The sequence below is a fragment of the Actinosynnema sp. NPDC091369 genome (assembly GCF_044757065.1).
Lineage (GTDB): Bacteria > Actinomycetota > Actinomycetes > Mycobacteriales > Pseudonocardiaceae > Actinosynnema.
The window spans coordinates 89,930-104,775 of the sequence record NZ_JBIVUG010000014.1 but is presented as its reverse complement, the minus strand read 5'-3'; the positions used below and the strand labels follow the sequence as shown (position 1 = coordinate 104,775).

Genomic DNA, 14,846 nt, shown 5'->3' with positions numbered 1-14,846 from the left:
GTGGCGGAGCACGGGTACGACGCCGGCGACATCACGGTGCCGGAGTTCGACGAGCTCGTCCGCCGCCGACCGGGCTTGTTCTTCGGCCGCGGCGACCCGAGGTCGGCCACCGAGGTGCTGCGCGGCGTCCTCGACCACGCGCTGCACCCGGCCGCCCGGGTCGCGCCGCCGCACGTCCCGCGGGTCGTGGTCGAGGTCCGCGGCGACCTCGCGTTCTCCGTCGTGGACGACCAAGCCGACGCCCTGGGCGGACGGGACCTGCCCCGACCCGGCTACTTCGGCTCGCTGCTGGGCCCGAACCGGTGGGTCACCGCCGCGGCGGCGGCGCTGAGCGCGCACGCCACCGTCGAGGTGTGGCGGGACGGCCGGGGTTTCCGGCAGGACCTGACCGGCCTCCGCCCGACCGGGCGACCGGAGCCGTTCGCCGCGCCCGCCGGCGCCGGCACCCGCGTGGTCCTCGACCTGGACCCGGGCTTCTGCACCGCCGCGATCACCACCGACCTCGGCGCGGTGGACCCGCACGGCCCCGGCTGCGCGGAGCTGCCCGCCGCCCTGGTGGTGCTCCGCGACCTGCGGCCCACCGGGTCGCCTGCCCGCTGATCAGGCCGGCCGCAGGCCCCGCACCAGGGACAACACCGACTCGCGCACGTCGGCGAGGCTGCGTTCGGGCTGGAACACCTGCCAGTCCAGCGCGGTCACGAGCAGGGTGCCGAACAGCGCCGCCGACGCCGTGCCCACCTGCACGCCGTCGGGCAGGCGGCCCGCGTCGGCCAACCGCTGCATCTGGCCGCGCACGATCGACACGATGTCGTCGCGCAGCAGGCTCAACGTGTCGTGCCACTGGCCGGGCGTGCGCCACAGCTCCGAGACCAGCAACTGCCCGAACGCCGGGTACTCGGCGAAGAACCCGAGCATCCCGTCCACCAGCGACGCCATCGCCGCGGACGTGTCGTCCTCCTCCTCGGCGACCTTCAGCCGCGCGGCCAGCAGGTCGACGCCGTGCCGGAGCAGCGCGTCCACCAGCGCGTCCTTGCTGGCGAAGTTGTAGTAGACGGTGCCCTTCGCCACGCCCGCCTCGGCCGCGATCTCGTCCACGGTGACCCCGGCCGCGCCCCGTTCGCCGACCAGCCGCAGGGCGGCGTCGAACAGCTTCTGCTTGGTCGCGGCGGTGCGGCCGGGGCGCGCGCCCGTCACAGGACCAGTTCGGGCTTGAGGCGGCTGGGTGTCCACACCCGCTGCTTGTACGCGGCGAACGTCGCCAAGGCAAGGCTCCCCACCAGGTAGCCGACCAGGATCAGCGCGTCCCGGCCCACGCCGCCCAGCGAACCGCCGTACATGAGGTGCCGCAGGCCGTCCACGGCGTAACCCATGGGCAGCCCGTAGTGCAGCGGGTACAGCGGCACGGGGATGGTCTGCCACGGGAACGTGCCGCCCGCGCTGACCAGCTGCAGGATCAGCAGCACCAGGCCGATGAACTTGCCGACCGCGCCGAACAGGGCGTTCAGCGCGTGCAGCACGGCCACGAACGTCGCCGACACCAGCAGCAGGAACGCCAGCGCGCCCAGCGGGTGCGACGGCCGGATGTCCACCACCAGCGTGACCACCGCGTACATCACCACCACCTGCGCCGCGCCGAGCAGCACGCCGGGCAGCCAGCCGCCGAGCGCCACCCGCAGCGGCGACTGGCCGGTCGCCAGGCCGCGCCGGGGCAGCGGCTTGAGCAGCAGGAACAGCACGAACGCACCGATCCAGGTGGCCAGGCCGAGGAAGAACGGGGCCAGCCCGGCGCCGTAGCTGCCCGCGGACGTCTGGCTCACCCCGCGCACGCTCACCGGGTCGCCGATCGTCCGCGCGGTCGACTCGCGGGTCGGGTCGTCGGGGTTGGGGATCTGGGAGACGCCGGAGGTCAGGCCGTCGCGGAGCCGGTTCGCCCCGTCGACGAGCTGCGCCTCGCCGTCGCGCAGCCCGGCCGCGCCGTCGCGCACCTGCGCCGCCCCGGACGACACCTGCGCCGCGCCGTCGTTGAGCCGCGTGACGGCGTCGGTGAGCGCCGGCGTGCTCGCGGCCAGCCGCGCCGCGCCGTCGGAGACCTGCTTGGCGCCGTTCGCGAGCGCGCGCAACTGCCCGGCCGTGCCCTGGACCTTGCCGTTGGCGTCGTCGACGGGCCGGCGGGCGTCGCCCAGCACGCCGAGCACGCGTTGCACCTGCTCCTCGGTGAACCCGAGCGCGCGCAGCCTGGCCGCCACGTCGCCGTTGACCGCGTCCAGCCGGTTGACCAGGTCCTGCGCCTTGGCGGCGTAGTCCTCGGCGGTCCGGGCGACGGTCTCGTTGCCGTCTGAGACCTGCTTGGCCCCGGACGCGAGCTGCTGCGACTTCACCGGCAGGTCAGCCGTCGAGTCGCGCAGCTGCTTCAGTCCCGCCGACACCTGCGCCGCGCCGTCGGCCAGCGGCACGGTCCCGTCGGCCAGCTCCTGGGCGCCGGCCAGGGCGTCCTGCTGCCCGCCGGCGAGCTTCGTCGCGCCGTCCGCGGCCTCGGCGGTCTTCTGCCGGATGGTGGAGAACCCGAGCAGCAGCTTGTCCGCGGCCTCCTCGCCGACCTTCACCGACACCGACCGGCGCACCTCGGCCACGACCTGGTTGGCGATGGTGGAGCCGAGGTAGTTGTTCGCGTCGTTGGTGGTCAGCACGATGACGCCCTGCCGGGGCGTGAAGTCGCCGGACGACAGCAGGGCCTGCGAGAAGTCCTCGGGCAGGGTCAGCGCGAACGTGTAGGTGCCGTTGCGCACGCCCGCCTCGGCCTGCTCGGCGTCCACCCGGCGCCAGTCGAACCTGTCGCCCTTGACGAGCTCCTCGGCCACCTGGACACCCGCGTCCAGACGGGTGCCGTCGCTCGCGGTCGCGCCCTTGTCCTCGACGACCAGCGCGGCCGGCACCTGGTTGAGGTGCGCGTACGGGTCCTTGTTGGCGTACAGGTACAGGGCGGCGTAGAGCAGCGGCACGAGCGTCAGCGCCAGCACCGCGAGCTTGGGCAGCTTGCCGGAGGTGATCCGGCGCAGCTCGTTGAACGCCATCCGGACGGCGGTCACTGCGACTCCTCGTTGTCCGCGCCGGAGTTCTCCGCGGCGGTGTTGTCCGCGCCGATGCGCGCGACGGGCACGTCGAGCACGGCGGCGCTGGTCGTGGTGCACAGGACGACGACGGACCGCTCGGGCGTCACGTGCCGGCGGGCCAGCCCGATCCACCCGGCCGGGTCGCCGTGGTAGCGGTCGGGGCTGTCCAGCACCAGGGTCGTCGCGCCGGGCCGGCCCGCGGCCAGCTCCAGCATCAGGGCGCACCGGACGGCCGCCGGGACCTGCTCGAACCGCTGGTCCAGGTGCTCGTCCGCGCCGCGCTCGACCAGCCAGTCGGCCACCGCCTTGCGCCCGCTCCGCTCCCCGTTCACGGCCAGCTCCTCGCCGACCACGCCGGCCAGGGGCAGCGACGCCTCGGGCTCGCTGACGTCGGGGGAGTCCACCAGCACGACGTGCTCGCGCAGCCCGGCTGCGGCGGGGGAGACCTCGCCGGTGCTCGGCCGCATCCGGCCGGACAGCACCAGGCCCAGTGCGGTGTGCCCGGCTCCGGGGTCACCGGCCACCAGCACCAGCTCACCCGGCTCCACCAGCAGTGACGTCGGCTTGAGCAGCGGGCCGTGCGGCCCGGTGACGCCGACGCGCCGAGCGTGGATGCGCACCGTCGGACCTCCTTTTGAACTGACCGGTCAGTTCAAATAGTGGTCCGGCCGAGGATTGCTCGCAACCCGGCGCGGTGTGACGCCTAGCGCAGCGCCCCGGCGGGGCGGACCTCCCACATCGTCCACAGTGGACGATAGCCCTGTCGCGGCCAGAACACCGAGGACAGCGGGTTCGGCGGGTTGTAGTAGAGGTACGTGCCGACCGTGCCCAGCCGCTGGAGCTCGCGGTGCGCGTGCGCCATGAGCTGGCGGCCCACCCCGGTGCCGCGCGCGCCCGGCAGCACGGACACGCAGTTCACGTAGCCCCAGCGGCCCGGCGGCAGCCTCGTCGCCGTCCAGTTGCCCGGCTCCGACGTCACCAGGGCGCACTCGGCCAGCGCCACCGCGATGCCGTCCCGCTCGGCCAGCCACGCCGGTCCGCCCGAGGCCAGCCGGTCGGCCAGCGTCCGCCGCTTCAGCGCCGCCGCGTCCGGCCGGTGCACCGTCGAGCCGACCATGGACGAGTAGCGCAGCTCGGCCAGCGCCAGGGCCAGCACCGTCTCCAGGTCGGCGGGCGTGGCCCGGCGGATCGTGGCCGAACCCGCCACCGGCGGGGGCGGGGCCTGCCGCACCGCGATCACGGTCAGCGGCACCAGGCCGTGGTCCAGCAGCGCCCTGGTGGCCTCGGCGTCCCGGCTCGGCCAGCTCAGCACGCACGCCGAGTCCCGCTCCGCCGGTCCGAGCAGGTCCAGCCGCTTGCGCCAGGCGCGCAGCAGGGCGTCCATCCCCGCGGCCCCCGCGTTGCCGAGCAGGGGCGTCAGCTCCCACACCTCGGTGGCCGACCACAGCCGGGCGGGCGAGCGGCGGTCGTGCACCTGGCGCTGGAGCACGCCCGCGACCCTCGTGCCGTCCGGCAGCGCCGCAGTGATGACGTCGCCGTCGGGTGGCGCGACCACCGCCGGCAGCAGCGGGTCGACGCTCGCGAAGCGCGCGCTCTGCGCCTCCATCAGCCCTTGACCGACGGTCATGCGAGGCAGGCTACGGCTTCCGGGTGCGGAAGATCGCGGTACCCGGGAACAGTCGGCCGCGCAGCGGGCTCCACTGGCCCCACGTCCGGGTGTGCCCCGCGGGCCACTCCGGCTCCACCACGTCCAGCAGCTCCAGACCCGCCCCGACGAGCGCCCGCACGTAGTCCCCGGTGGTCCGGTGGTGCTCGACGTAGGTCGCCCGGCCGGTGTCGTCCACCTCGACGTACGGCGTGCGGTCGAAGTACGACTGGGTGACGGTCAGCCCACCCGGTCCCGGGTCGTCCGGGAAAATCCACCGGATCGGGTGAGTGACCGAGAACACCCACGGGGAGCCCGGCCGCAGCACCCGCGCGACCTCCCTGAAGACCTCGCCCACGTCCGCCACGAACGGCACCGCGCCGAACGCCGAGCAGGCCGCGTCGAAGCTGCCCGCGGCGAACGGCAGCTGGTCGGCGCTGGCCTGCACCAGCGGCACGGCCACGCCGGTCGCCGCGTTGGCCGCCACCGCGTGCCGCAGCATCCCGGCCGAGAGGTCGAACGCCACCGCGTGCGCGCCCCGCGCCGTCAGCCACCGCGCGCACGGCGCGGAGCCGCAGCCGACCTCCAGGACTCGGCGTCCGCGCAGGTCACCGAGGTAGGAGACGTCCTGCTCGCGGACGCCCTCGGGGCACCAGACGAAGTCCGCCGCGCCCAGGAAGTCGCCGTGCTCGGCGTGGTAGTCGTCGGCGTCGGCGTCCCACCACATGCGGTTGGCCGCGCGCGACTCGGCCGCGTCCACGCCCCGCTTGGCGATGCCGGTGGTGCCGAGCGCCTGTTCGGCGCTCGCGTGCTGGTCGGACACACTGCTCCATTCAAGGGTGCCGGTTTGCCCGGCGGGCCGGAAGCCGCGTACGATATCGCCCGCGTAGTGGGTTCGCGCTGTCCTCGATCGGTGATCACCGTGAGTCGGTCTTCGTGGTGGGGCGAGCCTGGCGCGCAAGCGTTGAACCCGCAGGCCACAAACCCCAATCCGTACCGGAGCCACCTACCTAATGTCCACCGACACCACCACTGTCCCGGTTGCCGCTGCGCCGAAGCAGGTCGCCATCAACGATATCGGGACGGAGGAGGACTTCCTCGCTGCTATCGACAAGACGATCAAGTACTTCAACGACGGCGATATCGTCGAGGGAACCATCGTCAAGGTCGACCGGGACGAGGTCCTGCTCGACATCGGCTACAAGACCGAGGGCGTCATCCCCTCGCGCGAGCTGTCGATCAAGCACGACGTCGACCCCAACGAGGTCGTCAAGGTCGGTGACGAGGTCGAGGCTCTTGTTCTCCAGAAGGAGGACAAGGAAGGTCGGCTGATCCTCTCCAAGAAGCGCGCGCAGTACGAGCGCGCCTGGGGCACCATCGAGGCGCTCAAGGAGAAGGACGAGCCCGTCAAGGGCACGGTCATCGAGGTCGTCAAGGGCGGCCTGATCCTGGACATCGGCCTGCGCGGCTTCCTCCCCGCCTCGCTCGTGGAGATGCGTCGCGTCCGCGACCTGCAGCCCTACGTCGGCCGCGAGCTCGAAGCCAAGATCATCGAGCTGGACAAGAACCGCAACAACGTGGTCCTGTCCCGCCGCGCGTGGCTGGAGCAGACCCAGTCCGAGGTCCGCAGCGAGTTCCTCAACCAGCTGCAGAAGGGCCAGGTCCGCAAGGGCGTCGTGTCCTCCATCGTCAACTTCGGTGCCTTCGTGGACCTGGGTGGCGTGGACGGCCTGGTGCACGTCTCGGAGCTGTCCTGGAAGCACATCGACCACCCCTCCGAGGTCGTCGAGGTCGGCCAGGAGGTCACGGTCGAGGTCCTGGACGTCGACATGGAGCGCGAGCGCGTGTCGCTGTCGCTCAAGGCGACGCAGGAAGACCCGTGGCGCCAGTTCGCCCGCACCCACGCGATCGGCCAGATCGTGCCGGGCAAGGTCACCAAGCTGGTTCCGTTCGGCGCGTTCGTCCGGGTGGACGAGGGCATCGAGGGCCTGGTCCACATCTCCGAGCTGGCCGAGCGCCACGTCGAGATCCCGGAGCAGGTCGTGCAGGTCGGCGACGACGTCATGGTCAAGGTCATCGACATCGACCTGGACCGCCGCCGCATCTCGCTGTCGCTCAAGCAGGCCAACGAGGGCTTCACGGTCGACTCCGAGTTCGACCCGACCCAGTACGGCATGGCCGCCGAGTACGACGACCAGGGGAACTACATCTACCCCGAGGGCTTCGACCCGGAGACCCAGGAGTGGCAGGAAGGCTTCGACAAGCAGCGCGAGGAGTGGGAGCGGCAGTACGCCGAGGCCCACACGCGCTACGAGGCCCACATGAAGCAGGTCGCCAAGGCCGCCGCGGCCGAGGAAGAGGCTGCCGGCGAGACCAACTACTCGTCCGGTGGCGAGGCCCCGGCCGCCGCGTCGTCCAGCACTGGCGCCCCGGCTCAGGCCGGTGGCACGCTGGCCAGCGACGAGCAGCTGGCCGCGCTGCGCGAGAAGCTGTCGGGCGGCGCCTGAGCAGCACCGGCCGGCGGATCCTCGCCGGTTGACTGAACGACCACGATCGCCCCTCGCCCACCTCGGGCGGGGGGCGGTCGTCGTTCACTCCTTCGGGGTGAGTTGGCGTCGCCGTGCGCTAAGTTGAGAATGCTATGAGCATGCGGACGGCGGTGGCAGCGGCGATGGCGGTGCTCGTGTGCGCGGGCTGCGCCGCGGTGCAGCAGCAACCGGTGGTGCAGCCGCAGATCCCGACGATCCTGCCGCCCACCACGATCACCAGGATCCCGCAGATGGTGGACCGGCCGATCCCCGACGACTGCGAGCTGGTGGTCCCGGTCGAGCTGTTCCACCAGAAGCTCGGCCGCGAGCTGCCCGGCGAGCTGAAGACGATCATCGGCATCCCGGAGCCGTCGCTGGGGCGCACCGGCAAGATCGACTGCTACTACGGGGTCCCGGAGCGCCAGCCCATCGCCGCCGCGCCCGTCATCATCGGCCTGGCCACCTACAACGACGAGCCCACGGCCACCAGCCGGGTCGCCGAGAGCGTGGACGCCGAGCGCCAGGAGGGCGCGACGGTCCGCGAGGTCGACGTGGGCAAGAAGAAGGGCCAGTTCGTCAGCACGAAGGACGAGCGGCTGGTCATGGGGTCGCTGGGCAAGACCACCTACGTCGCCCGCGCGAAGGCGGGGGTCCTGCCCGACGACGCGGTCGCGGGCGCGCTGGCGGCGCTGGCCCAGCAGGCGATGACGCCCGTCGAGGGAGCCTGAAGATCCTCCGCGTGGCAGGCTGGTCGCCATGTTGCGCGTGGGGCTCTCCGGGGGCATCGGGTCGGGCAAGTCGACGGTGGCGGGCAGGTTCGCCGAGCACGGCGCGGTGGTGATCGACGCCGACCGGCTGGCCCGGGAGGTGGTCGAACCCGGCACGGACGGCCTGCGCGAGGTCGTCGAGGCGTTCGGCCCGGACGTGCTCGGCCCGGACGGCGCGCTGGACCGGCCCGCGCTCGCGGCGAAGGTGTTCGGCGACGAGCGGGCCCTGGCCACCCTCAACGGCATCACGCACCCGAGGATCGCCGCCCGCACCGGCGAGCTGATCGCCGCCGCGCCCGAGGACGCGATCGTCGTGCACGACGTCCCGCTGCTGGTGGAGAAGGACATGGCGCCGCTGTACCACCTGGTGGTGATCGTGCACACCGACCTCGACCAGCGCCTCGCGCGGCTGCGCGACCGCGGCCTGCCCGAGGAGGACGCGCGCCGGCGCATCGCCGCGCAGGCCGACGACGAGCGACGCCGGGCGGTGGCGGACGTGTGGCTGGACAACTCCGGCACGCCCGACCTGGTGCTGGCGCAGGTCGACGCGCTGTGGGCGGACCGGCTGGTGCGCTACGAGTCGAACGTCCGGCTGCGCCGCTACGCCGCGGGCGCGCCGGTCGTGGTGCCCTACGACGTGACGTGGCCCGCCCAGGCCGCCCGGGTCGCCGCGCGCATCCGGCTCGCCGCCGGTGGCCGCGCGGTCGAGCACATCGGCTCGACGGCCGTGCCCGGTCTGGCCGCGAAGGACGTGCTGGACTTCCAGCTGGGCGTGACGTCGCTCGAGGAGGCCGCGGAGCTGGAGGAGGCGCTGGCGCAGGCGGGGTTCCCCGGTCTGGGCCTCGCGGAGGACAGCGTGCGGTACGAGGGCGACTCGCCGGAGGACTGGCACAAGCGGCTGCACGCGGGCGCGGACCCGGGGCGGCGGGTGAACCTGCACGTGCGGGTCGAGGGCGGTCCGGCGTGGACCTGGGCGATCCGGTTCCGCGACTGGCTGCGGGCGGACGCGGCGGCGCGGGAGGAGTACGCGGCGCTCAAGCTGGAGCTCGCCGACCGGCACCGGGGTGACGCGGACGGGTTCGCCTACGCCGAGTCGAAAGAGCCGTGGATGGCTGCCGCGACCGCGCGCGTGGACGCGTTCTACAGGGACGGCCAGACGTCGTAGATGCCCCGGTGGGTCAGCCACGAGCCGAGGTCGTGCCGGTGCAGGCTGACCTCTTCGAGGGTGCGGTGCACGGTGCGCAGCGCCTGGTCGGCGTCACCCGGCCCGAGGACGCGGCCCGCGACGGCGGCGGCGAACTCCTCGCAGCGCACGATCCGCGCGGTCGTGCCGCCGGGCACGGCCAGGCCCAGGAGCAGGTCGGTGGTGCGCCAGGCGCGGCCGTCGCGCTGCACGCGGACCGCGCTGAGCACGCTGGGGCCGCTGCGCGCGTGCCGGGACCGGGGCCGCTGGTGCGTCAGCCGGAGACCCAGCGAGGGCATCAACCAGGTGACCTCCGAATCGGAGAACGGGTCCTCCGGCGTCGGGCACTCCAGCCGCAGTCCCCACGGCTCGACCCGACACGTCGACAGGTGCCGCGACATGCCGCTGGAGTAGCTGCGAACTGCGCTGACGGTGTCGACCACGTCAACGAGCTGAGGTGTGATGACCGCTCCCACGCGACCCGAGGGTAGACGCGAATGTGTCCTTGGTAACTATCAGGTTTGATTCGTTATATCACGGTCTGTGGTGGAAGCGGTCTCTATCAGGTGACGGACACGGATGGCGGTTGACCTGCGAGTGTGACCCTCTGTATTACCGCCGACGCCAGGTGGTGATCGTTCCGAGGGACGCGAGCCAGCGCACCGCGTCGTGCCCGTGGGCGGCGATGCCGGCGACCGCGCGGTAGGTCGTCTCCAGCGCCCACTGCGCCCGGTCGGCCTGGATGAGCCCGCGGTCGAGCGCGGTCAGCAGCTCGTCGGTGTCCAGCACGGCCACGCTGCGGCCCGTGCGCACCACCAGGTCCAGGTACAGGTCGACGGTCTTCCACACCGAGCCGCTGGAGCTGATCTCGACCACGTCCACGTACAGGTCGTAGTCGCGCTCGTGGCCCGGGTGCCACGACTGCCGGGTGACGCGCAGGCCGTGCGCGGGCAGCAGCCACGACTCGAAGTGCGACAGGTGCGGGTGGCCGGGCACCGGGCGGTACATGTAGAGGCCGGCGGCGGTCAGCCGGTACTCGTCGACCCCGCGCAGGTGGCCCTTGGGATCGGTGTTGCTCTTCGCGTCGAGGTCGAAGTACTCGATCTTCGGCGGGTGGATGTGCATGCGGGTCCCGGCGGTGCTCGACGTCACAGCGCCGACCTTAGGCACGGACATCGCCGAGATGCCCCTTTCTGTCACCCGAAAGTAGGATGATCGCTTACTCTTCCCGCCATGTTCGGCATCATCCGCCCTTGTCGCAACCGCCTGGGCCCCGAGCTGCGCGAGTCGTGGCTGGCGCACCTGTGCGGGCTGTGCCTGGCGTTGCGCGACGACCACGGCCACCTGGCCCGCGTGGTCACCAACTACGACGGCCTGGTCATCTCCGCGCTGGTGGAGGCGCAGGTCGGGCGGTCGCGGCGCTCCGCCGGGCCGTGCGCGCTGAGGGGAATGCAGTCGGCGGACGTCGCCGTCGGCGCGGGCGCGCGCTTGGCCGCGTCGGTGTCCCTGGTGCTGGCGTCGGCGAAGGTCGGCGACCACGTGGCCGACGGCGACGGCGTGTTCGCGCGGGCCCCGATGCGCGGCGTGGGCAGGCAGGTGGCGCGGCGGTGGGCCGCGCAGGCGGCGGAGACGGGCCTGGACCTGGGGTTCGACACGGCGGTGCTGGTGGACGCCGTGCGGCGGCAGGCGGAGGTGGAGGCCGCCGCCGGGCTCGGCTCGTCCGTGCCGGCGGTGACCGAGCCGACCGAGACGGCGGCGGGGGAGGCCGTGGCGCAGACCGCCGTGCTGGCCGGGCGGCCGGGCAACGCGGCCCCGTTGCGCGAGGTGGGACGGCTGTTCGGGCGGTTGGCGCACCTGCTGGACGCGGTGGAGGACCTGGCGGAGGACCGGGCGTCGGGCGCGTGGAACCCGCTGGTGGCCACCGGCACGACGCCGGACGAGGCGCGGCGGCTGTGCGACGACGCGGCGCTGGGCATCAAGCTCGCGATGCGGGAGGTGGAGTTCTCTGACGACCGGCTCGTGCACGTGCTGCTGGTGCACGAGGTCAAGGAGTCGATCCGGCGCGCGTTCGGCGACCCCCACGCGCACGCGCCCCACTCGCACACACCCCAGCCGCCGCCGGGTTGGCAACCCGCGCCGGGCATGTACCCGCCCCCGGCCCACCCCGGCCCGCACGGTCACCCCGGTCAGCACGGGCACCCCGGCCCGCACGGTCACCCCGGTCAGCCCTCCGGCGCCGCGCCGCCGCCCGGTCCCGTGCCGCCGCCCTCCGCCCCCGGTCACGGCGGTCCGCCCGGTCCGCCGACCGGCGGCAAGAAGGGCAAGCGCGGCGGCGAGCCGCCCCGTCCCGGCAGCGGCCTGTGGTGCTGGCCCAAGCTCGTGCAGCCGCCGGTGACCCGCGGCGTGGTCCTGGGCTGCCTCGCGGTGCTCTACCAGTGCGGCACGTGCCAGTACTGCTGCCGCGACCCCTACCCCGGCCCGTTCAGCGGCAAGCCGCGCGAGGCGTGGTGCAACTGCGACTGCGGACCGGGCTGCGACTGCGACTGCGGCTGCTGCGACTGCAACTGCTGACCCACCGTCACGACCGCGACCGGCGCACCTTGCGCAGGACCAGGAGCAGCCCGACCAGCACCAGCACGCCACCGCCGCCGAGCAGCCACGGCAGGCCCGCCCACGGGGTCCGGCCGTAGGCGGTGACGAGCTGGTTGTCGCCCTCGACCCTGGTGAGGTCGCTGGGCGCGAGGATCACGTCGTCCGCGTCGAGCAGGTCGTTCTCCGCGCGGAACTCGTCGAGGCCGGAGTAGGTCTCGCCGGTGGCGTCGATCGCCCGGCCGTTGGCGATGAACAGCGTCACCAGCTCCAGCCCGCCGTCCTCGTGCTTGACCAGCAGGACGCGGCCGGAGACGCGTCCGGGGTCGCCGCCCACGTCCCGCACCGCGCGGCGGACCGCCGGGGTGAGGTCGCACGAGGTGTCGAACCGGTTGCCGCCGCGCGTGGCGCCGGAGGCGTCGGTGCACTCGAACACGCTCATCAGCCGGGACACCAGCTGGTCGGGGGAGTAGTAGGCGGCGAGGTTGGCCTGTCGGTCCCCCGGGCTCGCGCCGTAGCCCGGCAGGCGGTCGTTCTCCACCTGCGGGGACTCCCAGTACTCCTTGATCAGGTTCGGCTTCGGGTCCGGAGCCTCGGCGGAACCGCACCCGGACACGGCCGCGCCGACCACCACCAGGACGACCGCGAGCAAGCGGGGGATGAGGACCATGGTCGCAGTGTGACGACAGCGACCCACCGGTCGACCGCCCGCGTCCGGAACCTGCCACCCCGCTCCCCCCGACCACCGGTCGGACCCCTGACCTGGTCCGGATCGGAAAATGTCGTACCCCCGGCGTACCGTCGTACCCGTGGCATTCCCAACCGAGATCCCGGTCAAGGCGCACTCGTCGCACCGTCCCGTCGGTGACATCCCCCGCACCGAGGGGAAGTTCCGCGTGGTCAGCGACTACCAGCCGGCGGGCGACCAGCCCGCGGCGATCGCGGAGCTCGAACGGCGCATCCGCGCCGGGGAGAAGGACGTCGTGCTGCTCGGCGCGACCGGCACGGGCAAGTCGGCCACCACGGCGTGGCTGGTGGAGAAGGTGCAGCGGCCCACGCTGGTGATGGCGCCGAACAAGACGCTTGCCGCGCAGCTGGCGAACGAGCTGAAGGGGTTCTTCCCGGACAACGCCGTGGAGTACTTCGTCAGCTACTACGACTACTACCAGCCCGAGGCGTACATCCCGCAGACCGACACCTACATCGAGAAGGACTCCTCGATCAACGAGGACGTCGAGCGGCTGCGCCACTCCGCCACGATGAGCCTGCTCACCCGGCGCGACGTGATCGTGGTCGCGTCCGTGTCCTGCATCTACGGCCTCGGCACGCCGCAGTCCTACCTCGACCGGTCGATCAAGCTGGAGGTGGGCGTCGAGGTCGAGCGCGACCTGCTGCTGCGCGCGCTGGTCGACATCCAGTACACGCGCAACGACATCGCGTTCAACCGCGGCACGTTCCGCGTGCGCGGCGACACGGTGGAGATCATCCCGGCGTACGAGGAGCTGGCGCTGCGGGTCGAGTTCTTCGGCGACGAGATCGACAAGCTCTACTACCTGCACCCCCTGACCGGCGACGTGGTCAAGGAGGTGGACGAGCTGCGCATCTTCCCGGCCACCCACTACGTGGCGGGTCCGGAGCGCATGGAGAAGGCGATCCGCAACATCGAGCTGGAGCTGGCCGAGCGGCTGGCCGTGCTGGAGCGGCAGGGCAAGCTGCTGGAGGCCCAGCGGCTGCGCATGCGCACCTCGTACGACATCGAGATGATGCGCCAGGTCGGCTTCTGCAACGGCATCGAGAACTACTCGCGCCACATCGACGACCGCGGTCCGGGCACCGCGCCCGCGACCCTGATCGACTACTTCCCGGACGACTTCCTGCTCGTGGTCGACGAGTCGCACGTGACCGTGCCGCAGATCGGCGGCATGTACGAGGGCGACGCGTCGCGCAAGCGCAACCTGGTCGACCACGGCTTCCGCCTGCCCAGCGCCCTGGACAACCGCCCGCTGACGTGGGAGGAGTTCGCCGACCGGATCGGCCAGACCGTCTACCTGTCGGCCACGCCCGGCCCGTACGAGATGGGCCAGACCGGCGGTGAGTTCGTCGAGCAGGTCATCCGCCCGACCGGCCTGGTCGACCCGGAGGTCGTGGTCAAGCCGACCGAGGGCCAGATCGACGACCTGGTGCACGAGATCCGCGTGCGGGCCGAGCGCGACGAGCGGGTCCTGGTCACCACGCTGACCAAGAAGATGGCCGAGGACCTGACGGACTACCTGCTGGAGCTGGGCATCCGGGTCCGCTACCTGCACTCGGAGGTCGACACGCTGCGCCGCGTCGAGCTCCTGCGCCAGCTCCGCCTCGGCGAGTACGACGTGCTGATCGGCATCAACCTGCTCCGCGAGGGCCTCGACCTGCCGGAGGTCTCCCTGGTCGCGATCCTGGACGCGGACAAGGAGGGCTTCCTCCGCTCGGGCACCAGCCTGATCCAGACGATCGGCCGCGCGGCCCGCAACGTGTCCGGCGAGGTCCACATGTACGCGGACCGGATCACCGACTCGATGCGCCACGCGATCGACGAGACCAACCGCCGGCGCGCCAAGCAGGTCGCCTACAACGAGGAACGGGGCCTCGACCCGCAGCCGCTGCGCAAGAAGATCACCGACATCCTCGAGCAGGTCTACGCCGAGGCCGAGGACGCCATCGCCCCCGGCGGCTCGGGCCGCAACACCTCCCGGGGCAAGAAGCCGACCGGCGACCCGGGCGCCTCGGGCCGCGCCAGTTCGGGCGTCCTGGCCGACCGCGACACCACCACCATGGCCCGCTCGGAACTGGCCGACCTGGTCCAGCAGCTGACCGACCAGATGATGAACGCCGCCCGCGAGCTGCAGTTCGAACTGGCCGCCCGCCTGCGCGACGAGATCCAGGACCTGAAGAAGGAACTGCGCGGCATGGACGCCGCCGGCGTCAAGTAACCCGCCTCGGCGGTCCCGGTGCCGGTCACGACGGGCACCGGGACCACCGCGGCAC

The 14,846-nt window shown here is 72.6% G+C and carries 14 protein-coding genes; 6 read left to right on the top strand and 8 right to left on the bottom strand.

What is annotated here, in order from left to right; all coding sequences use genetic code 11:
- The gene (locus ACIQMJ_RS34930; protein WP_499765268.1) at window positions 1-600 is read left to right on the top strand and encodes a hypothetical protein; all 600 of its coding nucleotides are present in this window, start codon (window positions 1-3) and stop codon (window positions 598-600) included.
- On the opposite strand, the gene ACIQMJ_RS34925 is transcribed toward ACIQMJ_RS34930, so the two are convergent.
- The 5 genes from ACIQMJ_RS34925 to ACIQMJ_RS34905 form a co-directional block, all read right to left on the bottom strand.
- Window positions 601-1,194 (bottom strand): TetR/AcrR family transcriptional regulator, encoded by a 594-nt coding sequence (locus ACIQMJ_RS34925; RefSeq protein ID WP_499765267.1) that lies wholly within the window; start codon window positions 1,192-1,194, stop codon window positions 601-603.
- Window positions 1,191-3,086, bottom strand: a complete 1,896-nt coding sequence (locus tag ACIQMJ_RS34920; RefSeq protein ID WP_499765266.1) for a YhgE/Pip family protein — start codon at window positions 3,084-3,086, stop codon at window positions 1,191-1,193. The genes ACIQMJ_RS34925 and ACIQMJ_RS34920 overlap by 4 nt, the downstream gene beginning before the upstream one ends.
- Entirely contained in the window at window positions 3,083-3,730 is a 648-nt protein-coding gene (locus ACIQMJ_RS34915; RefSeq protein ID WP_499765265.1) for a P-loop NTPase family protein, read from the bottom strand. The genes ACIQMJ_RS34920 and ACIQMJ_RS34915 overlap by 4 nt, the downstream gene beginning before the upstream one ends.
- A gap of 83 nt (window positions 3,731-3,813) precedes the next feature.
- Entirely contained in the window at window positions 3,814-4,737 is a 924-nt protein-coding gene (locus tag ACIQMJ_RS34910; RefSeq protein WP_499765264.1) for a GNAT family N-acetyltransferase, read from the bottom strand.
- A gap of 10 nt (window positions 4,738-4,747) precedes the next feature.
- Window positions 4,748-5,578 carry a class I SAM-dependent methyltransferase gene (locus tag ACIQMJ_RS34905; protein WP_499765263.1) on the bottom strand — a complete coding sequence of 277 codons (831 nt, stop codon included), beginning with the start codon at window positions 5,576-5,578 and terminating at the stop codon, window positions 4,748-4,750.
- A gap of 190 nt (window positions 5,579-5,768) precedes the next feature.
- On the opposite strand from ACIQMJ_RS34905, the gene rpsA reads away from it, so the two are divergent.
- The 3 genes from rpsA (at window position 5,769) to coaE (ending at window position 9,215) form a co-directional block, all read left to right on the top strand.
- On the top strand, window positions 5,769-7,262 hold the full coding sequence (rpsA, locus tag ACIQMJ_RS34900) for a 30S ribosomal protein S1 (RefSeq protein WP_158851991.1): 1,494 nt from the start codon (window positions 5,769-5,771) through the stop codon (window positions 7,260-7,262).
- Between the two features lie 134 nt (window positions 7,263-7,396).
- Window positions 7,397-8,011: a hypothetical protein gene (locus tag ACIQMJ_RS34895; RefSeq protein WP_499765262.1), complete on the top strand. Its 615-nt coding sequence runs from the start codon at window positions 7,397-7,399 to the stop codon at window positions 8,009-8,011.
- Between the two features lie 28 nt (window positions 8,012-8,039).
- On the top strand, window positions 8,040-9,215 hold the full coding sequence (gene coaE, locus ACIQMJ_RS34890) for a dephospho-CoA kinase (RefSeq protein ID WP_499765261.1): 1,176 nt from the start codon (window positions 8,040-8,042) through the stop codon (window positions 9,213-9,215).
- On the opposite strand, the gene ACIQMJ_RS34885 is transcribed toward coaE, so the two are convergent.
- Window positions 9,191-9,709, bottom strand: a complete 519-nt coding sequence (locus ACIQMJ_RS34885; RefSeq protein WP_141981791.1) for a ribonuclease FAU-1 family protein — start codon at window positions 9,707-9,709, stop codon at window positions 9,191-9,193. The two genes, coaE and ACIQMJ_RS34885, sit on opposite strands and share 25 nt — an antisense overlap.
- 136 nt (window positions 9,710-9,845) lie before the next feature.
- The gene (locus ACIQMJ_RS34880; RefSeq protein ID WP_499765260.1) at window positions 9,846-10,385 is read right to left on the bottom strand and encodes a ribonuclease FAU-1 family protein; all 540 of its coding nucleotides are present in this window, start codon (window positions 10,383-10,385) and stop codon (window positions 9,846-9,848) included.
- Between the two features lie 81 nt (window positions 10,386-10,466).
- On the opposite strand from ACIQMJ_RS34880, the gene ACIQMJ_RS34875 reads away from it, so the two are divergent.
- A complete protein-coding gene (locus ACIQMJ_RS34875) occupies window positions 10,467-11,804 on the top strand; it encodes a DUF5685 family protein (RefSeq protein WP_499765259.1) in 1,338 nt (445 codons plus the stop codon).
- Between the two features lie 7 nt (window positions 11,805-11,811).
- Here ACIQMJ_RS34875 and ACIQMJ_RS34870 read toward each other — a convergent pair whose 3' ends face one another.
- Window positions 11,812-12,492, bottom strand: coding sequence for a hypothetical protein (locus ACIQMJ_RS34870; protein WP_499765258.1), 681 nt, complete (start codon window positions 12,490-12,492; stop codon window positions 11,812-11,814).
- A gap of 109 nt (window positions 12,493-12,601) precedes the next feature.
- Here ACIQMJ_RS34870 and uvrB point away from each other — a divergent pair, with 109 nt between their 5' ends.
- Entirely contained in the window at window positions 12,602-14,791 is a 2,190-nt protein-coding gene (uvrB, locus tag ACIQMJ_RS34865) for an excinuclease ABC subunit UvrB (protein ID WP_499765257.1), read from the top strand.
- Window positions 14,792-14,846: the final 55 nt, after the last annotated feature.